This window comes from Rathayibacter sp. PhB151 (assembly GCF_004366415.1).
GTDB classification, from domain to species: Bacteria; Actinomycetota; Actinomycetes; order Actinomycetales; family Microbacteriaceae; genus Rathayibacter; species Rathayibacter festucae.
In genome coordinates, this window is sequence record NZ_SOEN01000008.1 from 152,184 (window position 1) to 166,344 (window position 14,161).

Genomic DNA, 14,161 nt, shown 5'->3' on the forward strand with positions numbered 1-14,161 from the left:
TCAGCTCGCCCGGGACCCTCCAGCCAGCCGGAAGGGCTCGCCCGGAGCGAGCACCTGCACCCGCTCCGGATGCGACACCGCCCGCAGCACGTCGGCCGGGTCGCCGTTGAACGGCGCGAAGTCCGGCGAGTCCACCGAGCCCCAGTGGTGCAGCAGCAGCTGCGACGTCGGATGCGCGTCCGCCATCTCGATCGCGCCCTCGAAGGTGAAGTGCCACTCGCTGTCCGAGAAGTCGAAGAGCATCACGTCGGGGCTCGGCCCGGTCAGGTGGTGCTCGCGGATCAGCCGAGAGTCGCCCGGCGCCCAGATCGTGCCGTCCGGCGTCTCGAGCCAGAAGCCGCAGGCGTCCTCCTCCTCGAAGAAGCGCTGCCCCGGCTCGGGGAACGCGTTCTGCCAGGCGTGGTCGGCCGGGGTCAGCCGGACGCGGACGCCGCCGACCTCGAACGCGTCGTCGATCCCGTGCCCGTGCGCCGGCAGCCCCTCGGCGGTCATCTCCGAGGCGACGTAGCGCGTCGAGTGGAACGCGGTCGTCACCGGCGCGAGCTCCCGGCAGGTGGGCCGGCTGAAGTGGTCGTTGTCGCTGTGGGTCACCAGCACCGCGTCCAGCCGCGGCACGGCGGCGGCGGCGATCGGGAAGTCGATCAGCACCGGCATGTCGAAGCCGCCGAGCAGCGGATCGATCATCAGCGAGGTGCCGCGCGAGGTGAGCAGGAACCCGGCCATGCCGAGCCAGCGCAGCGTCGTGCCGCCGTCGTCCGCGAACGCCTCCTCGGCGAAGAAGCGGGTCGGCCCCGCCACCGCCTGGCGGCGCCCGTCGTCCTGCGCGTTCGTCATCGTCGTCTCCGCTCGTCGAGGTCGGTCCGGGACCACCCTACGAGCGGCTCCGAGACGGCGCGGCGCGTGCTGCGGCGCGTGCTCATTCCGCGAAGACGCGCTTCGCGACGTCGATCGCCGAGAGCGCCTTGGGCCAGCCGGCGTAGAAGGCGAGGTGGGTGAACGCCTCGACGATCTCGGCCTCGGTCAGCCCGTTGTCGCGGCCGATGCGGATGTGCGCGTCGAGCTGCACCGTGCTCCCGCCGGTGAGCAGTGAGGAGAGCGTGAGCAGGCTGCGGTCGCGCTTGGCGAGCTCGGGGCGCTCCCAGACGTCGCCGAAGAGCACGTCCTCGGTGAGCTGGACGATCTTAGGAGCGAGGTCGCCGATGGTGGCGCGGAGCGGGCTGGGGGTGGTCTCGGGCACGGGGTCTCCTCGGGGCTGGGGGAAGGGGGGTTCCGACCACTCCACACCGCTGACCCCGAGCGAGCGAGGCCCTGCCGGAACGTGTACCGCCAGGGCCTGTCCTGCGCCCCGGCCCCGGCCTAGCGTGGCGACGGAGGCGGACGCCCGGCCCGCCGCCACAGCGGAAGAAGGACCCCGATGAACATCGAACCGACGACCCCCACCGTCAAGAACCCGCCCGAGCAGTTCGCCGGCGACGTCTGGCTCGACACGATCGTCGTGCCGCACGACGCCGACCAGCGCACCACGATGGCCCGGGTGCGCTTCGCCCCCGGCGCCCGCACCGCCTGGCACTCGCACGCCCGCGGCCAGTACCTGCACGTGACCTCGGGCGTCGCCCGCTTCGGCGGCCGCGACGGCACGGTCCTCGAGGTGCACGCCGGTCAGACCCTCTACACCCCGCCCGGCGAGGAGCACTGGCACGCCTCCGCGCCCGGCGTCTTCATGGAGCACCTCGCCGTGCTCGAGGCCGCCGACGACCCGGCGACGACGACGGCCTGGGCCGAGCACATCACCGACGCGGACTACGAGGGCAGCGCAGCCGAGGGGCGCTGACGGACGCAGACCATCAGCTGAGACGCCGTCTCATCGCCCATGAGCGATGAGCCGCACGCTCAGCTGACGTTCTGCAGCGACAGTCCCCGGGGTGCTACTCGTAGCGCAGCGACTGCACCGGATCCGCCCGCACGGCCGGCAGCGTCCCCGCCACGAACGCGATCACCATCACGACGCACGCTCATCAGCAGCGTGTCGACGATGCCGAAGCTCGCCGCCAGCAGCGCGATCACCGCGAAGGCGTTGAACACCAGCACGATCCCGTCGACGACGGCCTTGATCGTGCCGAGCTGGTCCGCGGCCGTGGTGCCGGTGTAGCCGGCGTCCGCGAGGCGGTCCTTCAGCGCGGCGACCTGCCCGTTGTCCGCCGCGACCCGCAGCCTGATCACCCGCTACGTCCTCGCGCCCCAGGCGTCACCGCCGCTCGTCGAGCCGCCGGAGTCCGCCCTGCTGACCCCCGGCGCCTGACGCCCTCCCCGCCGAGGCGTCCTCGAACCGTCGAGGCGTCCCGCAGCACCGGGACGCCTCGACGGGAGCGGGACGTCTCGCGGCGCTACTGCACCGGGCCGGCGATGCGGGGGAGCAGGCGCTGGATGGCCGTCGCCGCGGCGCCGCGCGCCCACTCGATCAGGCCGCCGTCGTCCACCAGCAGGGTGGGCGCGTCGGCGTCCGGATCGCGGACGGCCGCGATCACCGCGTCCACCAGCGCCGACTGCTCCGAGTAGAGCGCCACGCCCTCCCCGGCCAGGATCACAGTGTCGACCATCGCCAGGTTCGCGATCGCCGAGATCATCGTGCCGAGGGCCCGGGCGGAGTCCTCGAGGATCCGCGCGGCGGCCTCGTCGCCCTCGCGCGCCAGCGCGAAGCCCTCGGCCAGCGTCAGCTCGTGCCCGGTCGCCACGTAGAGCTGCCGCGTCAGCGACGGCAGCGTCAGCATCGCCGTCGAGCAGCCGCGGTGTCCCGCCTCGCAGACCGGCCCGCCCGGGTCGAGCGGGAAGTGGCCGCCGAGCCCGAGGCCCGCGGCCGGCGGCGCGACGACGCGGTCGTGCACCACGAGTCCGTAGCCGACGCCCGCGCCCATCGTCAGCACCGCGAAGTGCGAGAGCCCGCGCCCGCGCCCGAACCAGTGCTCGGCCGCGGTGAGCGCGACGACGTCGTTCTCCAGCGCCACCGGCAGCCCGAGCTCCGCCGACAGCGGCCCGGCGAGGTCGACGTCGCGCCAGCGGAGGAACGGCGCGCGCCGCACCCGCCCCGCCGCGTCCACACTGCCGCCGATCGTCACGCCCAGTCCGGCGAAGGCGGAGGCCCCGCCCAGCTCCTCGACGACGGCGACGACCGCGGCGATCACCTCCTGCGGCGACGTGCCCGGCAGCGCCCGGACCAGCCCGCGCTCGGTGTGCGCCCGCAGATCGGTGCGGACGGCGAGCACCTCGGTGCCGGTGATCTTTACGCCCGCGAAGCGCAGCGCCTCCGGGCGGATGTCGAGCGGGCGGGCCGGCCGGCCGACCCCCGCGCTCTGCTCGGCGCCCTCGACGAAGAGGCCGCTCTCGAGGAAGGGCCGGGTGAGCCGGGTGAGGCTGGCGGGGGAGAGGCCGAGCCGCCGGCCGAGGTCCGCGCGCGAGATCGGCCCGTGGATGAGCACTTCGCGGGCCAGGAGCTCCGCCGAGGTGCCGGCGCCGTCCTCCGCCGCGACGGTGTCCGTCATCGCCATGCTGCCGCCCTTCTTTCCGTTCCGACACGAAGCTACTCGACCGGTACCCCGCGGACGGGCCTCACCGAGCGCATCCGCCCTCTTGACAGGCATATTACTTCTGCCGTAGAACTAACGCATGCAGCGCAGCACCGCACCGACGAGCACCCCCGAGTCCTTGGGATCCGCCGCCGACCGCGTCCTCCACCTCCGCAACGGAGGAACGAGCGTGGTCGTCGACGCCCGCATCGCCGCCTTCCCGGCGATCGTGCACTGGGGCGCCGACCTCGGCGATCTTTCCGCCGCTGAACTATCGGCGCTCGCCGCGGCCGCCGTGCCGCAGCGCGTCTCCGGCGGCCTCGACGCCCCGGCCCCGTTCGGCCTCGTCGCCGTCGAGGCGGACGGCTGGCAGCACGCGCCGACCCTCGAGGGAACGCACGAGCGCGAGACCGCGAGCGAGCGCTTCGTCGTCGAGAGCCTCGAGAGCCTCGGCGCCGCCCTCCGCGTCGTCGCCGTCGGCGCCCGCTTGCGCGTCACGATCGACGTCGAGGTCGACGGCGCCGGACTGCTCACCCAGCGCGCCCGCGTCGAGAACCTCGACGAGCGCCCCTTCCGCCTCGAGCGCCTCGAGCTCGGCTTCCCCCTCCCCGCGACCGCCCGCGAGATCCTGGACACCACCGGCCACCACCTCCGCGAGCGCCACCCCCAGCGCCACCCGCTCACCATCGGCGAGCACACCCGCAGCACGCGCCGCGGGCGTCCCGGCGCCGACGCGACGCTCCTCCTCGCCGTCGGCACTCCCGGCTTCGGCTGGGAGCGCGGGCTCGTGCACGGCGTGCACCTCGGCTGGAGCGGCAACGCCGCGATCCGCGCCCAGCGCACCGTCGAGGGCGTCTCGCTGGTCGCGACCGGCGAGCTGCTCCGGCCGGCCGAGATCGAGCTCGCGCAGGGCGAGAGCTACGAGACGCCGATCGCCTACGGCTCCTGGGGCGACGGACTGAACGCCCTGCAGGCCCGGTTCCACGCGTCGCTCCGGGCTCGCGCGCAGCACCCCGTCACTCCGCGGCCCGTCACCCTCAACACCTGGGAGGCCGTCTACTTCGACCACGACCTCGCCGGCCTCACCGCGCTCGCCGAGAGCGCCGCGCGGATCGGTGTGGAGCGGTTCGTGCTCGACGACGGCTGGTTCCTCGGCCGGCGCGACGACACGACCAGCCTCGGCGACTGGACCGTCGACCCGGACGTCTGGCCGCGCGGCCTCTCGCCGATCATCGAGGCCGTCACCGGCCGGGGGATGCAGTTCGGCCTCTGGGTCGAGCCCGAGATGATCAGCCCCGACTCCGAGCTGGCCCGCGCGCATCCGGAGTGGATCCTCGGCCCGGCCGGGCACCTCCCGCACTCGGCGCGCCAGCAGCAGGTCCTCGACCTCTCCCAGCGCGGCGCATACGAGCACGTGCTCGCCGCCCTCGACGCGCTGGTGACGGAGTACCCGATCGCCTACCTGAAGTGGGACCACAACCGCGACCTGATCGAGGCGGTCTCGCCCGCCACCGGTCGCGCGGCCGTGCACGAGAACGTCCTCGCGCTCTACCGGCTACTCGACGAGCTCCGCGCCCGGCACCCCGGCCTCGAGATCGAGTCCTGCGCGTCCGGCGGCTCCCGCGTCGACCTCGGCATCCTCGCCCGCACCGACCGCATCTGGACCAGCGACTGCAACGACCCGCTCGAGCGGCAGACCATCCAGCCGTACACGCAGCTGGTCGTCCCGCCCGAGCTGATGGGCCAGCACATCGGCCCGCCGCAGGCGCACTCCACCCAGCGCACGCACTCGCTCGCGTTCCGCGCGGGCACCGCGCTGACCGGTCATCTCGGCATCGAGTGGGACGTCTCCGCCCTCGAGCCCGCTGTGGAGGAGGAGCTGACCCGCTGGGTCGCCTTCCACCGCGAGCACCGCGGCCTGCTGCACAGCGGCACCGTCGTCCGCGCCGACCTCGCCGACGACGCGGCCTCGCTCTCCGGAGTCGTCGCCGCCGACCGCGCGTCCGCCCTCTTCGTCCTCGCCCAGCTCCGCACGGGGGAGAGCTACCCGCCCGGGCGGCTCACCCTCCCGGGACTCGATCCCGACACCGCCTACACCGTCCGACTCGCCCCAGTGTCCGCACCGCTCGGCGGGCCCGGCCAGTCGCCCCTCGACTGGACCCTGCACGACACCGTCCTCACCGGCCGCGTCCTCGCGACGGTCGGCCTGCAGACCCCCGTCCTGAACCCGGAATCCCTCGTCGTCCTGACCGCCACCGCCGTCGAGTAGCCCCGCCGATCGGGCGACCCGCTCCGCGGGCCACCTTTGCTGATCGAGCAGCCCGCTCCGCGGGCCGCCCTCGCTGACCGAGCGACCCGCTCCGCGGGCCGCCCTCGCTGACCGAGCGACCCGCTCCGCGGGCCGCCCTTTTGCTGATCGAGTAGCCCGCTCTGCGGGCGTATCGAGATCCACCGTCCTTCAGTCGCGCGGTCTCGATACGCCTTTTCGTCTCGAGATCCACCGTCCTGCAGCCCCTCACCCCCCCCCCCGCGCAAGGAGGCGCCCCACCCATGACCCCTCGCCACGTCCCCCCGCCCGGCGCCCTGTCCCGGCGCCTGTTCCTCTCGGCCGCCGCGTCCGCCGCCTCGATCGCCGCCCTCGCCTCCTGCGCCTCGCCCGGCGCGGCGAACGGCGTCACCACGCTCGACTTCTTCCAGTTCAAGGCCGAGGCCGTCGAGGACTTCGCCCGGATCATCGCGCAGTTCGAGGCCGCCAACCCCGACATCCGCGTTATCGCCAACAACGTCCCCGACCCGGACACCGCCCTGCGCACGCTGCTCGTGAAGGACAAGATCCCCGACGTCCTCACCCTCAACGGCTCCGGCTACTACGCCGATCTGGCGAAGGCCGGCGTCTTCCACGACTTCACCGGCGACGAGCTGGTCGAGCGGGTGAACCCGGCGGCGCTCGAGATCATCGACGCCCTCGGCAGCTTCAACGGCGAGGAGATCAACGCCCTCGCCTTCGCCAACAACGCCGACGGCATCCTCTACAACCGCACGATCTTCGCCGACAACGGCATCGAGGTGCCGACCACCTGGGACGAGCTGATCGCGGTCTGCGACACCCTCGTCGCCGCCGGCATCACCCCCTTCTACGGTGCGCTACTCGACAACTGGACCGGCGCCCCGGCGTTCAACGCCCTCGGCGGCCAGCTGCAGCCGGAGGGCTTCTTCGACGCGATGCGTGCGGAGGGAGCCGATCTCGGCCCCGACTCGCCCGTCTCCTTCTCGAAGGACTACGCGCTGGCGATGGAGCGCCTCGGACAGCTGTTCTCCTACACCCAGGAGGGCTCGTTCGGCCGCGGCTACGACGACGGCAACCAGGCCTTCGCCGCCGGCGAGGCCGCGATGTACCCGCAGGGCATCTGGGCGATCAACCCGGTCCGCACCAACAACCCGGACATCGATCTCGGCGTCTTCCCCTACCCCGTGCTCGACGACCCCGCCGACACGAAGGTCACCTCCGGCGTCGACGTCGCCGTAGCGATCGGCCGCGGCACCGCGAAGCTCGAGGCCGCCCGCCGCTTCGTCGCCTTCCTGCTCGACCCCGCCGTGGTCGAGCCCTACGTGGAGAGCCAGGCCGCCTTCTCGCCGCTCGTCGGCGCCGCCCCCAACAGCGACCCGACCCTCGCCGAGCTGCAGCCCTACTTCGAGCAGGGCCGCCTGATCGGCTTCGTCGACCACCAGATCCCCGCGAGCATTCCGCTCAACCCCACCCTCCAGGCGTTCCTCGCCAGCGGAGACGCGGACGCCGCGCTCCGCACCCTCGACAGTGAGTGGCGCAAGGTCGCGGCACGCACGACCCGGAAGTGAGCAGGACATGACCACGACCACGACGGCGGCGCCCCAGACGCCGGCCACCACGCCTCCGGTCGCGCCGCGCAAGCGGACGCTCGGCCGCACCCCGAAGACCTTCTACTGGATGACGGTCCCCGCCGTCCTGCTCTTCTTCGTCCTGCACACCGTGCCGGTCCTCACCGGCATCTTCTTCAGCTTCACGAACTACGCCGGCTACGGCTCGTGGGACCTGATCGGCTTCTCCAACTATCTGGCCCTGCTCCAGGACGACCGGGTGTGGAAGGCCTACGGCTTCACCTTCGGCTTCGCGATCGTCGCGACCGTCCTCGTCAATGTGATCTCGCTCGGGATCGCCATCGCGCTGAACGCGAAGATCAAGTTCCAGACCGCGTTCCGCGGGATCTACTTCATCCCCTATGTGCTCTCGACCCTGGTCATCGGCTACGTCTTCCAGTACCTCTTCGCGAACTCGCTCCCGCAGATCGTCGGAGCGATCCCGGTGCTCGGCGAGAACATCCTCGCGAACGCCGACTGGGCGTGGGTCGCGATCGTGATCCTGGCGGTCTGGCAGGCCTCGGCCTTCTCGATCATCATCTACCTCGCCGGCCTGCAGACCATTCCGGGGGAGCTCTACGAGGCGACCTCGCTCGACGGCGCGACTCCCTGGCGGCAGTTCACCTCGATCACCTTCCCGCTGATCGCGTCCTTCTTCACGATCAACATGGTCCTATCGATGAAGAACTTCCTCCAGGTCTTCGACCACATCGTCGCCCTCACCAACGGCGGCCCGGGCACCTCGACCGAGTCGATCACGCTGCTGATCTACCGCGGCGGCTTCCAGGGCGGCGAGTACGCCTATCAGACGGCCAACGCCGTCCTCTACTTCCTCATCATCATCGTGGTCTCGCTGATCCAGTTCCGAGTCCTCAGCCGCAGAGAGGCGTCCTTCTGATGACCGCGACCATCACCCCCACCACTGCCATCGCCCTCGGCGAGCCGCAGGACGGCAAGCGCCCGCGCCGCCCCTCCCGCGACTCCTACAGGATCAACTGGTGGGCCACCGCGCTCATCGCCGTCTGCTCGCTGACGATCCTGCTGCCGCTCTACTTCGCCGTCGTCACGGCGCTGAAGACCCCGGACCAGCTCGGCGGCACCGGCTTCGAGCTGCCGACCTCGATCTCCTGGGAGAACTTCGCCACGGCCTGGCAGGCGACCCGCTTCCCGCAGGCGTTCGTCAACACCGCGCTGATCACGGTGGGGGCGGTCGCGCTGACGCTCTTCTCCAACTCAATGGTCGCCTACGCCGTCGCCCGCAATCTCGACAAGCCGTTCTTCAAGGGCGTCTACTTCTATCTGCTCGCCGCGGTCTTCGTGCCGTTCCCGATCATCATGCTGCCGGTGGTGAAGGAGACGGCGCTGCTGGGCCTGGACAACCAGGTCGGGCTGATCCTGCTCTACGCCGTCTTCGGCCTCTCGATCAACACCTTCATCTACACGGCCTTCATCCGCTCGATCCCGATCGAGCTCGAGGAAGCGGCCCGCACCGACGGCGCCTCGACCTGGCGCACCTACTGGCAGATCATCTTCCCGCTGCTCGGACCGATGAACGCCACCGTCGGCATCCTCACCTGCGTCTGGGCCTGGAACGACTTCATCCTGCCGCTGGTGGTGCTCTCCGACCCGTCGGCCCGCACGCTCCCGCTCGCGGAGTACGTCTTCCAGGGGCAGTTCAACACGAACTACACCGTCGCCTTCGCCTCGTACCTGATGGCGATGGCCCCGCTGCTGATCGTCTACCTCTTCGCCCAGCGCTGGGTCGTCAGCGGCGTGATGCGCGGCTCGATCAAGTAACGGGCTCTGCGAGGAGCCCGCTCCCACCGTGGGCCGTGCACAACTCAGGCTGGATGGACGATCGAGGCCTGTCTCCTCGGATGTTCGCCCGTTCAGCCTGAGTCGTGCACGCCCTCGACCGGACACCGGTCAGCCCGGCGGCGGCACGCTCACGATCCGGTCGTCCGCCTCGCCCGGCGATCCGCGGCCGTCCGTGTTGCTCGTCACGAACCACAGGTCGCCGCCCGGCGCCGCCACCGCGTCCCGCAGCCGCCCGTACTCGCCCACGGCGTAGTCGGTCGAGGCCGACGGATCCGCGACCGGCACCGCGCGGAGCACCTCGCCGCGCAGATTCGCCAGGTAGAGCACGCCGTCCAGCTCGGTCATCCCGCTCGGGCTGGCCGCGCCCGGCTCCCACTGCTGCACAGGATCGACGAAGCCGTCCTCGCCGGCGATCCCCTCCACCGCGGGCCAGCCGTAGTTCGCGCCCGGCTCGATCACGTTCAGCTCGTCCCAGGTGTCCTGCCCGAACTCGCTCGCGAAGAGCGTGCCGTCCTCCGCCCACGCGAGGCCCTGCGGGTTGCGGTGCCCGCTGCTCCAGACCAGCGACCCCGGGTACGGGTTGTCCTCGGGCACGGCGCCGTCGAGCGTCATCCGGAGGATCTTGCCGGAGAGCGCGTCCGGGTCCTGCGCCGCCTCGCGCCGCCCGGCGTCGCCGACGGTCGCGTAGAGCAGGCCGTCGGGGCCGATGGCGATCCGTCCGCCGTCGTGGGTGCGAGCTGCCGGGATCCCGTCCAGGATCGTGTCCGGCTCGCCGAGCGCGTACGCCCCCGGCTCGCCCTCGAGCGCGAACCGCTGGATCCGGTTGCCGTCGGCCGCGGTCGAGTAGGCGAACAGCGTCCGCCCGTCGACGGCCAGCCCGAGCAGCCCGCTCTCGCCCTCGGCGACCACGCCCGCGACGACGCCGACCTCGCGGGTGCCGCCGTCCGCCGTGAGCTCGAGCACCCGTCCGCTGTCGCGCTCGCTGACGAGCGCCGTGCCGTCGTCGACGAAGACGACCGACCACGGCGCCTCGAGCCCCTCCGCGACGCTGCTCGCGCCGACGAGCTCGCGCGCATCGGGGCCGGGAGCGGCCGGAGTCGTGCTGCAGGAGGCGAGCCCCACGCCGAGCGCGAGCGTCACGCCGACGAGGGCCGAGCGGAGGACGGGACCGGTCATCCCCCCAGGCTGCCCGCCGAACCTTCGAGAGTTCTCACTTCCATGCTGGTCGAGTAGCCCCGAAGGGGCGTATCGAGACCCGCGCTCCGCCGGACGGGGGCCGCATGATCGCCCCGATCCGCCACCACCGCTAGCACCCCCGCGGATCCCGCGCACCCCCACCGCATGTCGGACCCGCGGCGTAGCGTTGCAGAGGTGATGCGCCCCCAGATCAGCACCCTCGGCCAGCTGCGCGCCTCCGGGCACGCGCAGAAGACCCTCCGCACCGAGATCCGCGACAACCTCCTCGACGCCCTCCGCGAGGGCCGCGACCCCTGGCCCGGCCTGCACGGCTTCCAGGACACCGTCATCCCCCAGGTCGAGCGGGCGGTGATCGCCGGGCACGACATCGTGCTGCTCGGCGAGCGCGGCCAGGGCAAGACCCGCCTCCTCCGCACGCTCAACGGCCTGCTCGACGAGTGGACCCCCGTCATCGAGGGCTCCGAGCTCGGCGAGCACCCCTACGAGCCGATCACCTCGATCAGCAAGCGTCGGGCGGAGGAGCTCGGCGACGAGCTGCCCGTCGCCTGGCGCAGCCGCGAGGAGCGCTACGTCGAGAAGCTGGCCACGCCGGACACGAGCGTCGCCGACCTCATCGGCGACGTCGACCCGATGAAGGTGGCCGAGGGCCGCAGCCTCGGCGACCCGGAGACCATCCACTTCGGCCTCATCCCGCGCAGTCACCGCGGCATCGTCGCGATCAACGAGCTGCCCGACCTCGCCGAGCGCATCCAGGTCGCGATGCTCAACGTGATGGAGGAGCGCGACATCCAGATCCGCGGCTACGTCCTGCGGCTCCCGCTCGACGTCCTCGTCGTCGCCAGCGCCAACCCCGAGGACTACACGAACCGCGGCCGGATCATCACCCCGCTGAAGGACCGCTTCGGCGCCGAGATCCGCACCCACTACCCGACCGCGCTCGTCGACGAGGTCGCCGTGATCCGCCAGGAGGCCGATCTCGTCGCCACCGTCCCGGACGCGCTGATCGAGATCCTCGCGCGCTTCACGCGGGCCCTGCGCGAGTCGTCCTCGGTCGACCAGCGCAGCGGCGTGAGCGCCCGCTTCGCCATCGCCGGCGCCGAGACCATCGCCGCCGCCGCCTTGCACCGGGCCACCCGCCGCGGTGAGGAGGAGGCGGTCGCCCGCCCGATCGACCTCGAGACCGCGGTCGACGTGCTCGGCGGCAAGATCGAGTTCGAGTCCGGCGAGGAGGGCCGCGAGGACGAGATCCTCGACCACCTCCTCCGGCAGGCCACCGCCGAGACGGTCCGCGCGCACCTCCGCGGACTCGACCTCACCCCGCTCGTCACCGCCGTCGAGAACGGCGCGATGATCACCACCGGCGAGCAGGTGACGGCCGAGGAGTTCCTCGCGGCCCTGCCCGTCCTCGGCGAGTCCACCCTCTACGACGACATCGCCGACCGCCTCGAGGCCGTCGGCGCCGGCCGCCGCGCGGGCGCCGTCGAGCTCGCGCTCGAGGGCCTCTACCTCTCCCGCAAGCTCAGCAAGGAGACGGGCGGGGGCGAGGCCGTCTATGGCTGAGCCGCTGGTCATCGGCCTCCCGCTGTCCGCCGGACTCCCGCTGCCCGGAGGGCCCGCAAGTGCCTAGGGGCAACCGCCGGCTCGGGCGCGACGCCCGCTACTCCCGCTACGACGGCGGTCCCGACCCGCTCGCCCCGCCCGTCGACCTGGCCGAGGCGCTCGACGCCATCGGCGAGGACGTCATGGCCGGCACCTCGCCCGAGCGCGCCATGCGCGAGTTCCTCCGGCGCGGCGGCCGCGACGGCCAGGGTCTCGACGACCTCGCCGCCCGGGTCGCCGAGCGCCGGCGCGAGCTGACGCAGAAGCACGGCCTCGACGGCACCCTCCGCGAGGTCCGCGAGCTGCTCGACCGCGCCGTCCTGTCGGAGCGCAAGCAGCTCGCCCGCGACACCCAGATGGACGACGGCGACCGCGCCCTCGCCGAGATCCAGCTCGACAGCCTGCCGCCCTCGCCCGCCGCCGCGGTCTCCGAGCTCTCGGACTACCGCTGGCAGAGCCCGGAGGCGCGCGCCGACTACGAGAAGATCAAGGAGCTGCTCGGCGCCGAGATGCTCGAGCAGCGCTTCGAGGGCATGAAGCAGGCCCTCGAGAACGCGAGCGACGAGGACCGCGCCGCGATCGACGCGATGCTCCGCGACCTCAACCAGCTCCTCGAGGCGCACGCCCGCGGCGAGGACACCCCCGAGCAGTTCGACGCCTTCATGGCGCAGCACGGCGAGTACTTCCCCGAGCGGCCGGAGACCGTCGACGAGCTGATCGACGCCCTGGCCGCCCGCGCCGCCGCGGCCCAGCGGATGCGCAACTCGATGACCCAGCAGCAGCGCGACGAGCTCGACGCCCTCGCCCAGCAGGCCTTCGGCACGCCCGAGCTGATGCAGTCGCTCGGGCAGCTGGACGAGACCCTGCGGGGCCTGCGCCCCGGCGAGGACTGGGGCGGCTCCGAGCGGATGGACGGCGAGCAGGGCCTCGGCCTCGGCGACGGCACGGGCGTCTTCCAGGAGCTCGCCGACCTCGACGCGCTCGCCGACCAGCTCGCGCAGCCGCACGAGCGCTCGAACCTCGACGACCTCGACCTCGACCTCCTGGCCCGCCGCCTCGGCGACGACGCGGCGGTCGACGCGCAGACCCTCAAGCGCCTCGAGAAGGCGCTGCGCGACTCCGGCACCCTGCGCCGCGGCTCCGATGGAGCGCTCACCCTCACTCCGAAGGCCATGCGCCAGCTCGGCAAGGCGCTGCTGCGCGACATCGCCGACACGATCTCCGGCCGACAGGGCGCACGCGACGTGCGCCGGGCGGGCGCCGCGGGCGAGCGCTCCGGCGCGACCCGGCAGTGGGAGTTCGGCGACACCGAGGCCTGGGACGTCACCCGCACCCTCACCAATGCGCTCACCCGCACCGCGGGCGACGGCCGGAAGACCGGCTCCGGCGTCCGGATCGAGATCGGCGACGTCGAGGTGCAGGAGACGGAGGCGCGGACCCAGGCCTGCGTCGCCCTCCTCGTCGACACGTCGTTCTCGATGGCGATGGACGGCCGCTGGGTGCCGATGAAGCGCACCGCGCTCGCCCTGCACACCCTGATCTCGAGCCGGTTCCGCGGCGACGAGCTGCAGCTGATCGCGTTCGGCCGCCAGGCCGAGGTGATGGACGTCGAGCAGCTCGTCGGCCTCGACGCGGAGTGGGAGAAGGGCACCAACCTGCACCACGCCCTGCTGCTGGCAAATCGGCACTTCCGCAAGCACCCCAGCGCGCAGCCGGTGCTGCTGATCGTCACCGACGGCGAGCCGACCGCGCACCTCGAGCCCGACGGGCAGATCTACTTCGACTACCCGCCGGACCCGGTGACGGTCGCCGTCTCCGTCCGCGAGCTCGACGCCTCCACCCGCCTCGGCGCGCACACCACGTTCTTCCGGCTGGGCGACGACCCGGGGCTCGCCCGCTTCATCGACTCGCTGGCGCGGCGCGTCGGCGGCTCGGTCGTGAACCCGGAGGCGGACGACCTCGGTGCGGCCGTCGTGTCGTCGTACCTCGGTGCGCGCGGGGCGGCTCCAGGCGGACGCCCTCCCGGTGACGAGCTGTTCGGCCGCGGCTGGGGCTTCTAGCGCGTCGAGTGTCCGGTCGCCCGGTGCTCCCGG

Annotated in this window: 12 protein-coding genes; 7 read left to right on the plus strand and 5 right to left on the minus strand. The window is 72.5% G+C overall.

Features of this window, described 5'->3' with window-relative positions; genetic code table 11:
• Together EDF35_RS14415 and EDF35_RS14420 are read right to left on the minus strand one after the other, a co-directional pair.
• Positions 1-834 (minus strand): MBL fold metallo-hydrolase, encoded by an 834-nt coding sequence (locus tag EDF35_RS14415; RefSeq protein WP_133962850.1) that lies wholly within the window; start codon positions 832-834, stop codon positions 1-3.
• A gap of 82 nt (positions 835-916) precedes the next feature.
• Positions 917-1,237, minus strand: a complete 321-nt coding sequence (locus EDF35_RS14420) for a carboxymuconolactone decarboxylase family protein (protein ID WP_123705558.1) — start codon at positions 1,235-1,237, stop codon at positions 917-919.
• Positions 1,238-1,414: 177 nt separating this feature from the next.
• Here EDF35_RS14420 and EDF35_RS14425 point away from each other — a divergent pair, with 177 nt between their 5' ends.
• On the plus strand, positions 1,415-1,831 hold the full coding sequence (locus tag EDF35_RS14425) for a cupin domain-containing protein (protein ID WP_133962851.1): 417 nt from the start codon (positions 1,415-1,417) through the stop codon (positions 1,829-1,831).
• Positions 1,832-1,890: 59 nt separating this feature from the next.
• Here the strand turns inward: EDF35_RS14425 and EDF35_RS21260 are convergent, their stop codons facing one another.
• Together EDF35_RS21260 and EDF35_RS14435 are read right to left on the minus strand one after the other, a co-directional pair.
• Positions 1,891-2,220, minus strand: a complete 330-nt coding sequence (locus tag EDF35_RS21260; RefSeq protein ID WP_243839993.1) for a hypothetical protein — start codon at positions 2,218-2,220, stop codon at positions 1,891-1,893.
• A 164-nt stretch (positions 2,221-2,384) separates the two neighbouring features.
• Complete coding sequence (locus tag EDF35_RS14435; RefSeq protein WP_243839994.1) at positions 2,385-3,542, minus strand: ROK family transcriptional regulator; 1,158 nt, start codon at positions 3,540-3,542, stop codon at positions 2,385-2,387.
• A 118-nt stretch (positions 3,543-3,660) separates the two neighbouring features.
• Between EDF35_RS14435 and EDF35_RS14440 the strand changes: the two genes are divergently transcribed.
• The 4 genes from EDF35_RS14440 to EDF35_RS14455 all read left to right on the plus strand — a co-directional run bounded on the left by EDF35_RS14440 (position 3,661) and on the right by EDF35_RS14455 (position 9,251).
• Positions 3,661-5,829: an alpha-galactosidase gene (locus tag EDF35_RS14440; protein WP_133962852.1), complete on the plus strand. Its 2,169-nt coding sequence runs from the start codon at positions 3,661-3,663 to the stop codon at positions 5,827-5,829.
• A 281-nt stretch (positions 5,830-6,110) separates the two neighbouring features.
• Positions 6,111-7,415, plus strand: coding sequence for an extracellular solute-binding protein (locus tag EDF35_RS14445; RefSeq protein WP_133962853.1), 1,305 nt, complete (start codon positions 6,111-6,113; stop codon positions 7,413-7,415).
• Between the two features lie 7 nt (positions 7,416-7,422).
• Positions 7,423-8,352, plus strand: a complete 930-nt coding sequence (locus EDF35_RS14450; protein WP_133962854.1) for a sugar ABC transporter permease — start codon at positions 7,423-7,425, stop codon at positions 8,350-8,352.
• Positions 8,352-9,251 carry a carbohydrate ABC transporter permease gene (locus EDF35_RS14455; RefSeq protein ID WP_127887579.1) on the plus strand — a complete coding sequence of 300 codons (900 nt, stop codon included), beginning with the start codon at positions 8,352-8,354 and terminating at the stop codon, positions 9,249-9,251. The genes EDF35_RS14450 and EDF35_RS14455 overlap by 1 nt, the downstream gene beginning before the upstream one ends.
• 129 nt (positions 9,252-9,380) lie before the next feature.
• Here EDF35_RS14455 and EDF35_RS14460 read toward each other — a convergent pair whose 3' ends face one another.
• Entirely contained in the window at positions 9,381-10,448 is a 1,068-nt protein-coding gene (locus tag EDF35_RS14460) for a PQQ-dependent sugar dehydrogenase (RefSeq protein ID WP_133962855.1), read from the minus strand.
• Positions 10,449-10,646: 198 nt separating this feature from the next.
• Between EDF35_RS14460 and EDF35_RS14465 the strand changes: the two genes are divergently transcribed.
• On the plus strand, positions 10,647-12,029 hold the full coding sequence (locus tag EDF35_RS14465; protein WP_133963036.1) for a magnesium chelatase: 1,383 nt from the start codon (positions 10,647-10,649) through the stop codon (positions 12,027-12,029).
• Between the two features lie 59 nt (positions 12,030-12,088).
• On the plus strand, positions 12,089-14,128 hold the full coding sequence (locus EDF35_RS14470; RefSeq protein ID WP_133962856.1) for a VWA domain-containing protein: 2,040 nt from the start codon (positions 12,089-12,091) through the stop codon (positions 14,126-14,128).
• Positions 14,129-14,161 lie beyond the last annotated feature (33 nt).

Coding starts and splice junctions, on each gene's coding strand:
- EDF35_RS14440 (WP_133962852.1), top strand. CDS start 3,661: ATGCAGCGCAGCACCGCACCGACGAGCACCCCCGAGTCCTTGGGATCC.
- EDF35_RS14450 (WP_133962854.1), top strand. CDS start 7,423: ATGACCACGACCACGACGGCGGCGCCCCAGACGCCGGCCACCACGCCT.
- EDF35_RS14445 (WP_133962853.1), top strand. CDS start 6,111: ATGACCCCTCGCCACGTCCCCCCGCCCGGCGCCCTGTCCCGGCGCCTG.
- EDF35_RS14415 (WP_133962850.1), bottom strand. CDS start 834: ATGACGAACGCGCAGGACGACGGGCGCCGCCAGGCGGTGGCGGGGCCG.
- EDF35_RS14465 (WP_133963036.1), top strand. CDS start 10,647: ATGCGCCCCCAGATCAGCACCCTCGGCCAGCTGCGCGCCTCCGGGCAC.
- EDF35_RS14455 (WP_127887579.1), top strand. CDS start 8,352: ATGACCGCGACCATCACCCCCACCACTGCCATCGCCCTCGGCGAGCCG.
- EDF35_RS14435 (WP_243839994.1), bottom strand. CDS start 3,542: ATGGCGATGACGGACACCGTCGCGGCGGAGGACGGCGCCGGCACCTCG.
- EDF35_RS14425 (WP_133962851.1), top strand. CDS start 1,415: ATGAACATCGAACCGACGACCCCCACCGTCAAGAACCCGCCCGAGCAG.
- EDF35_RS14460 (WP_133962855.1), bottom strand. CDS start 10,448: ATGACCGGTCCCGTCCTCCGCTCGGCCCTCGTCGGCGTGACGCTCGCG.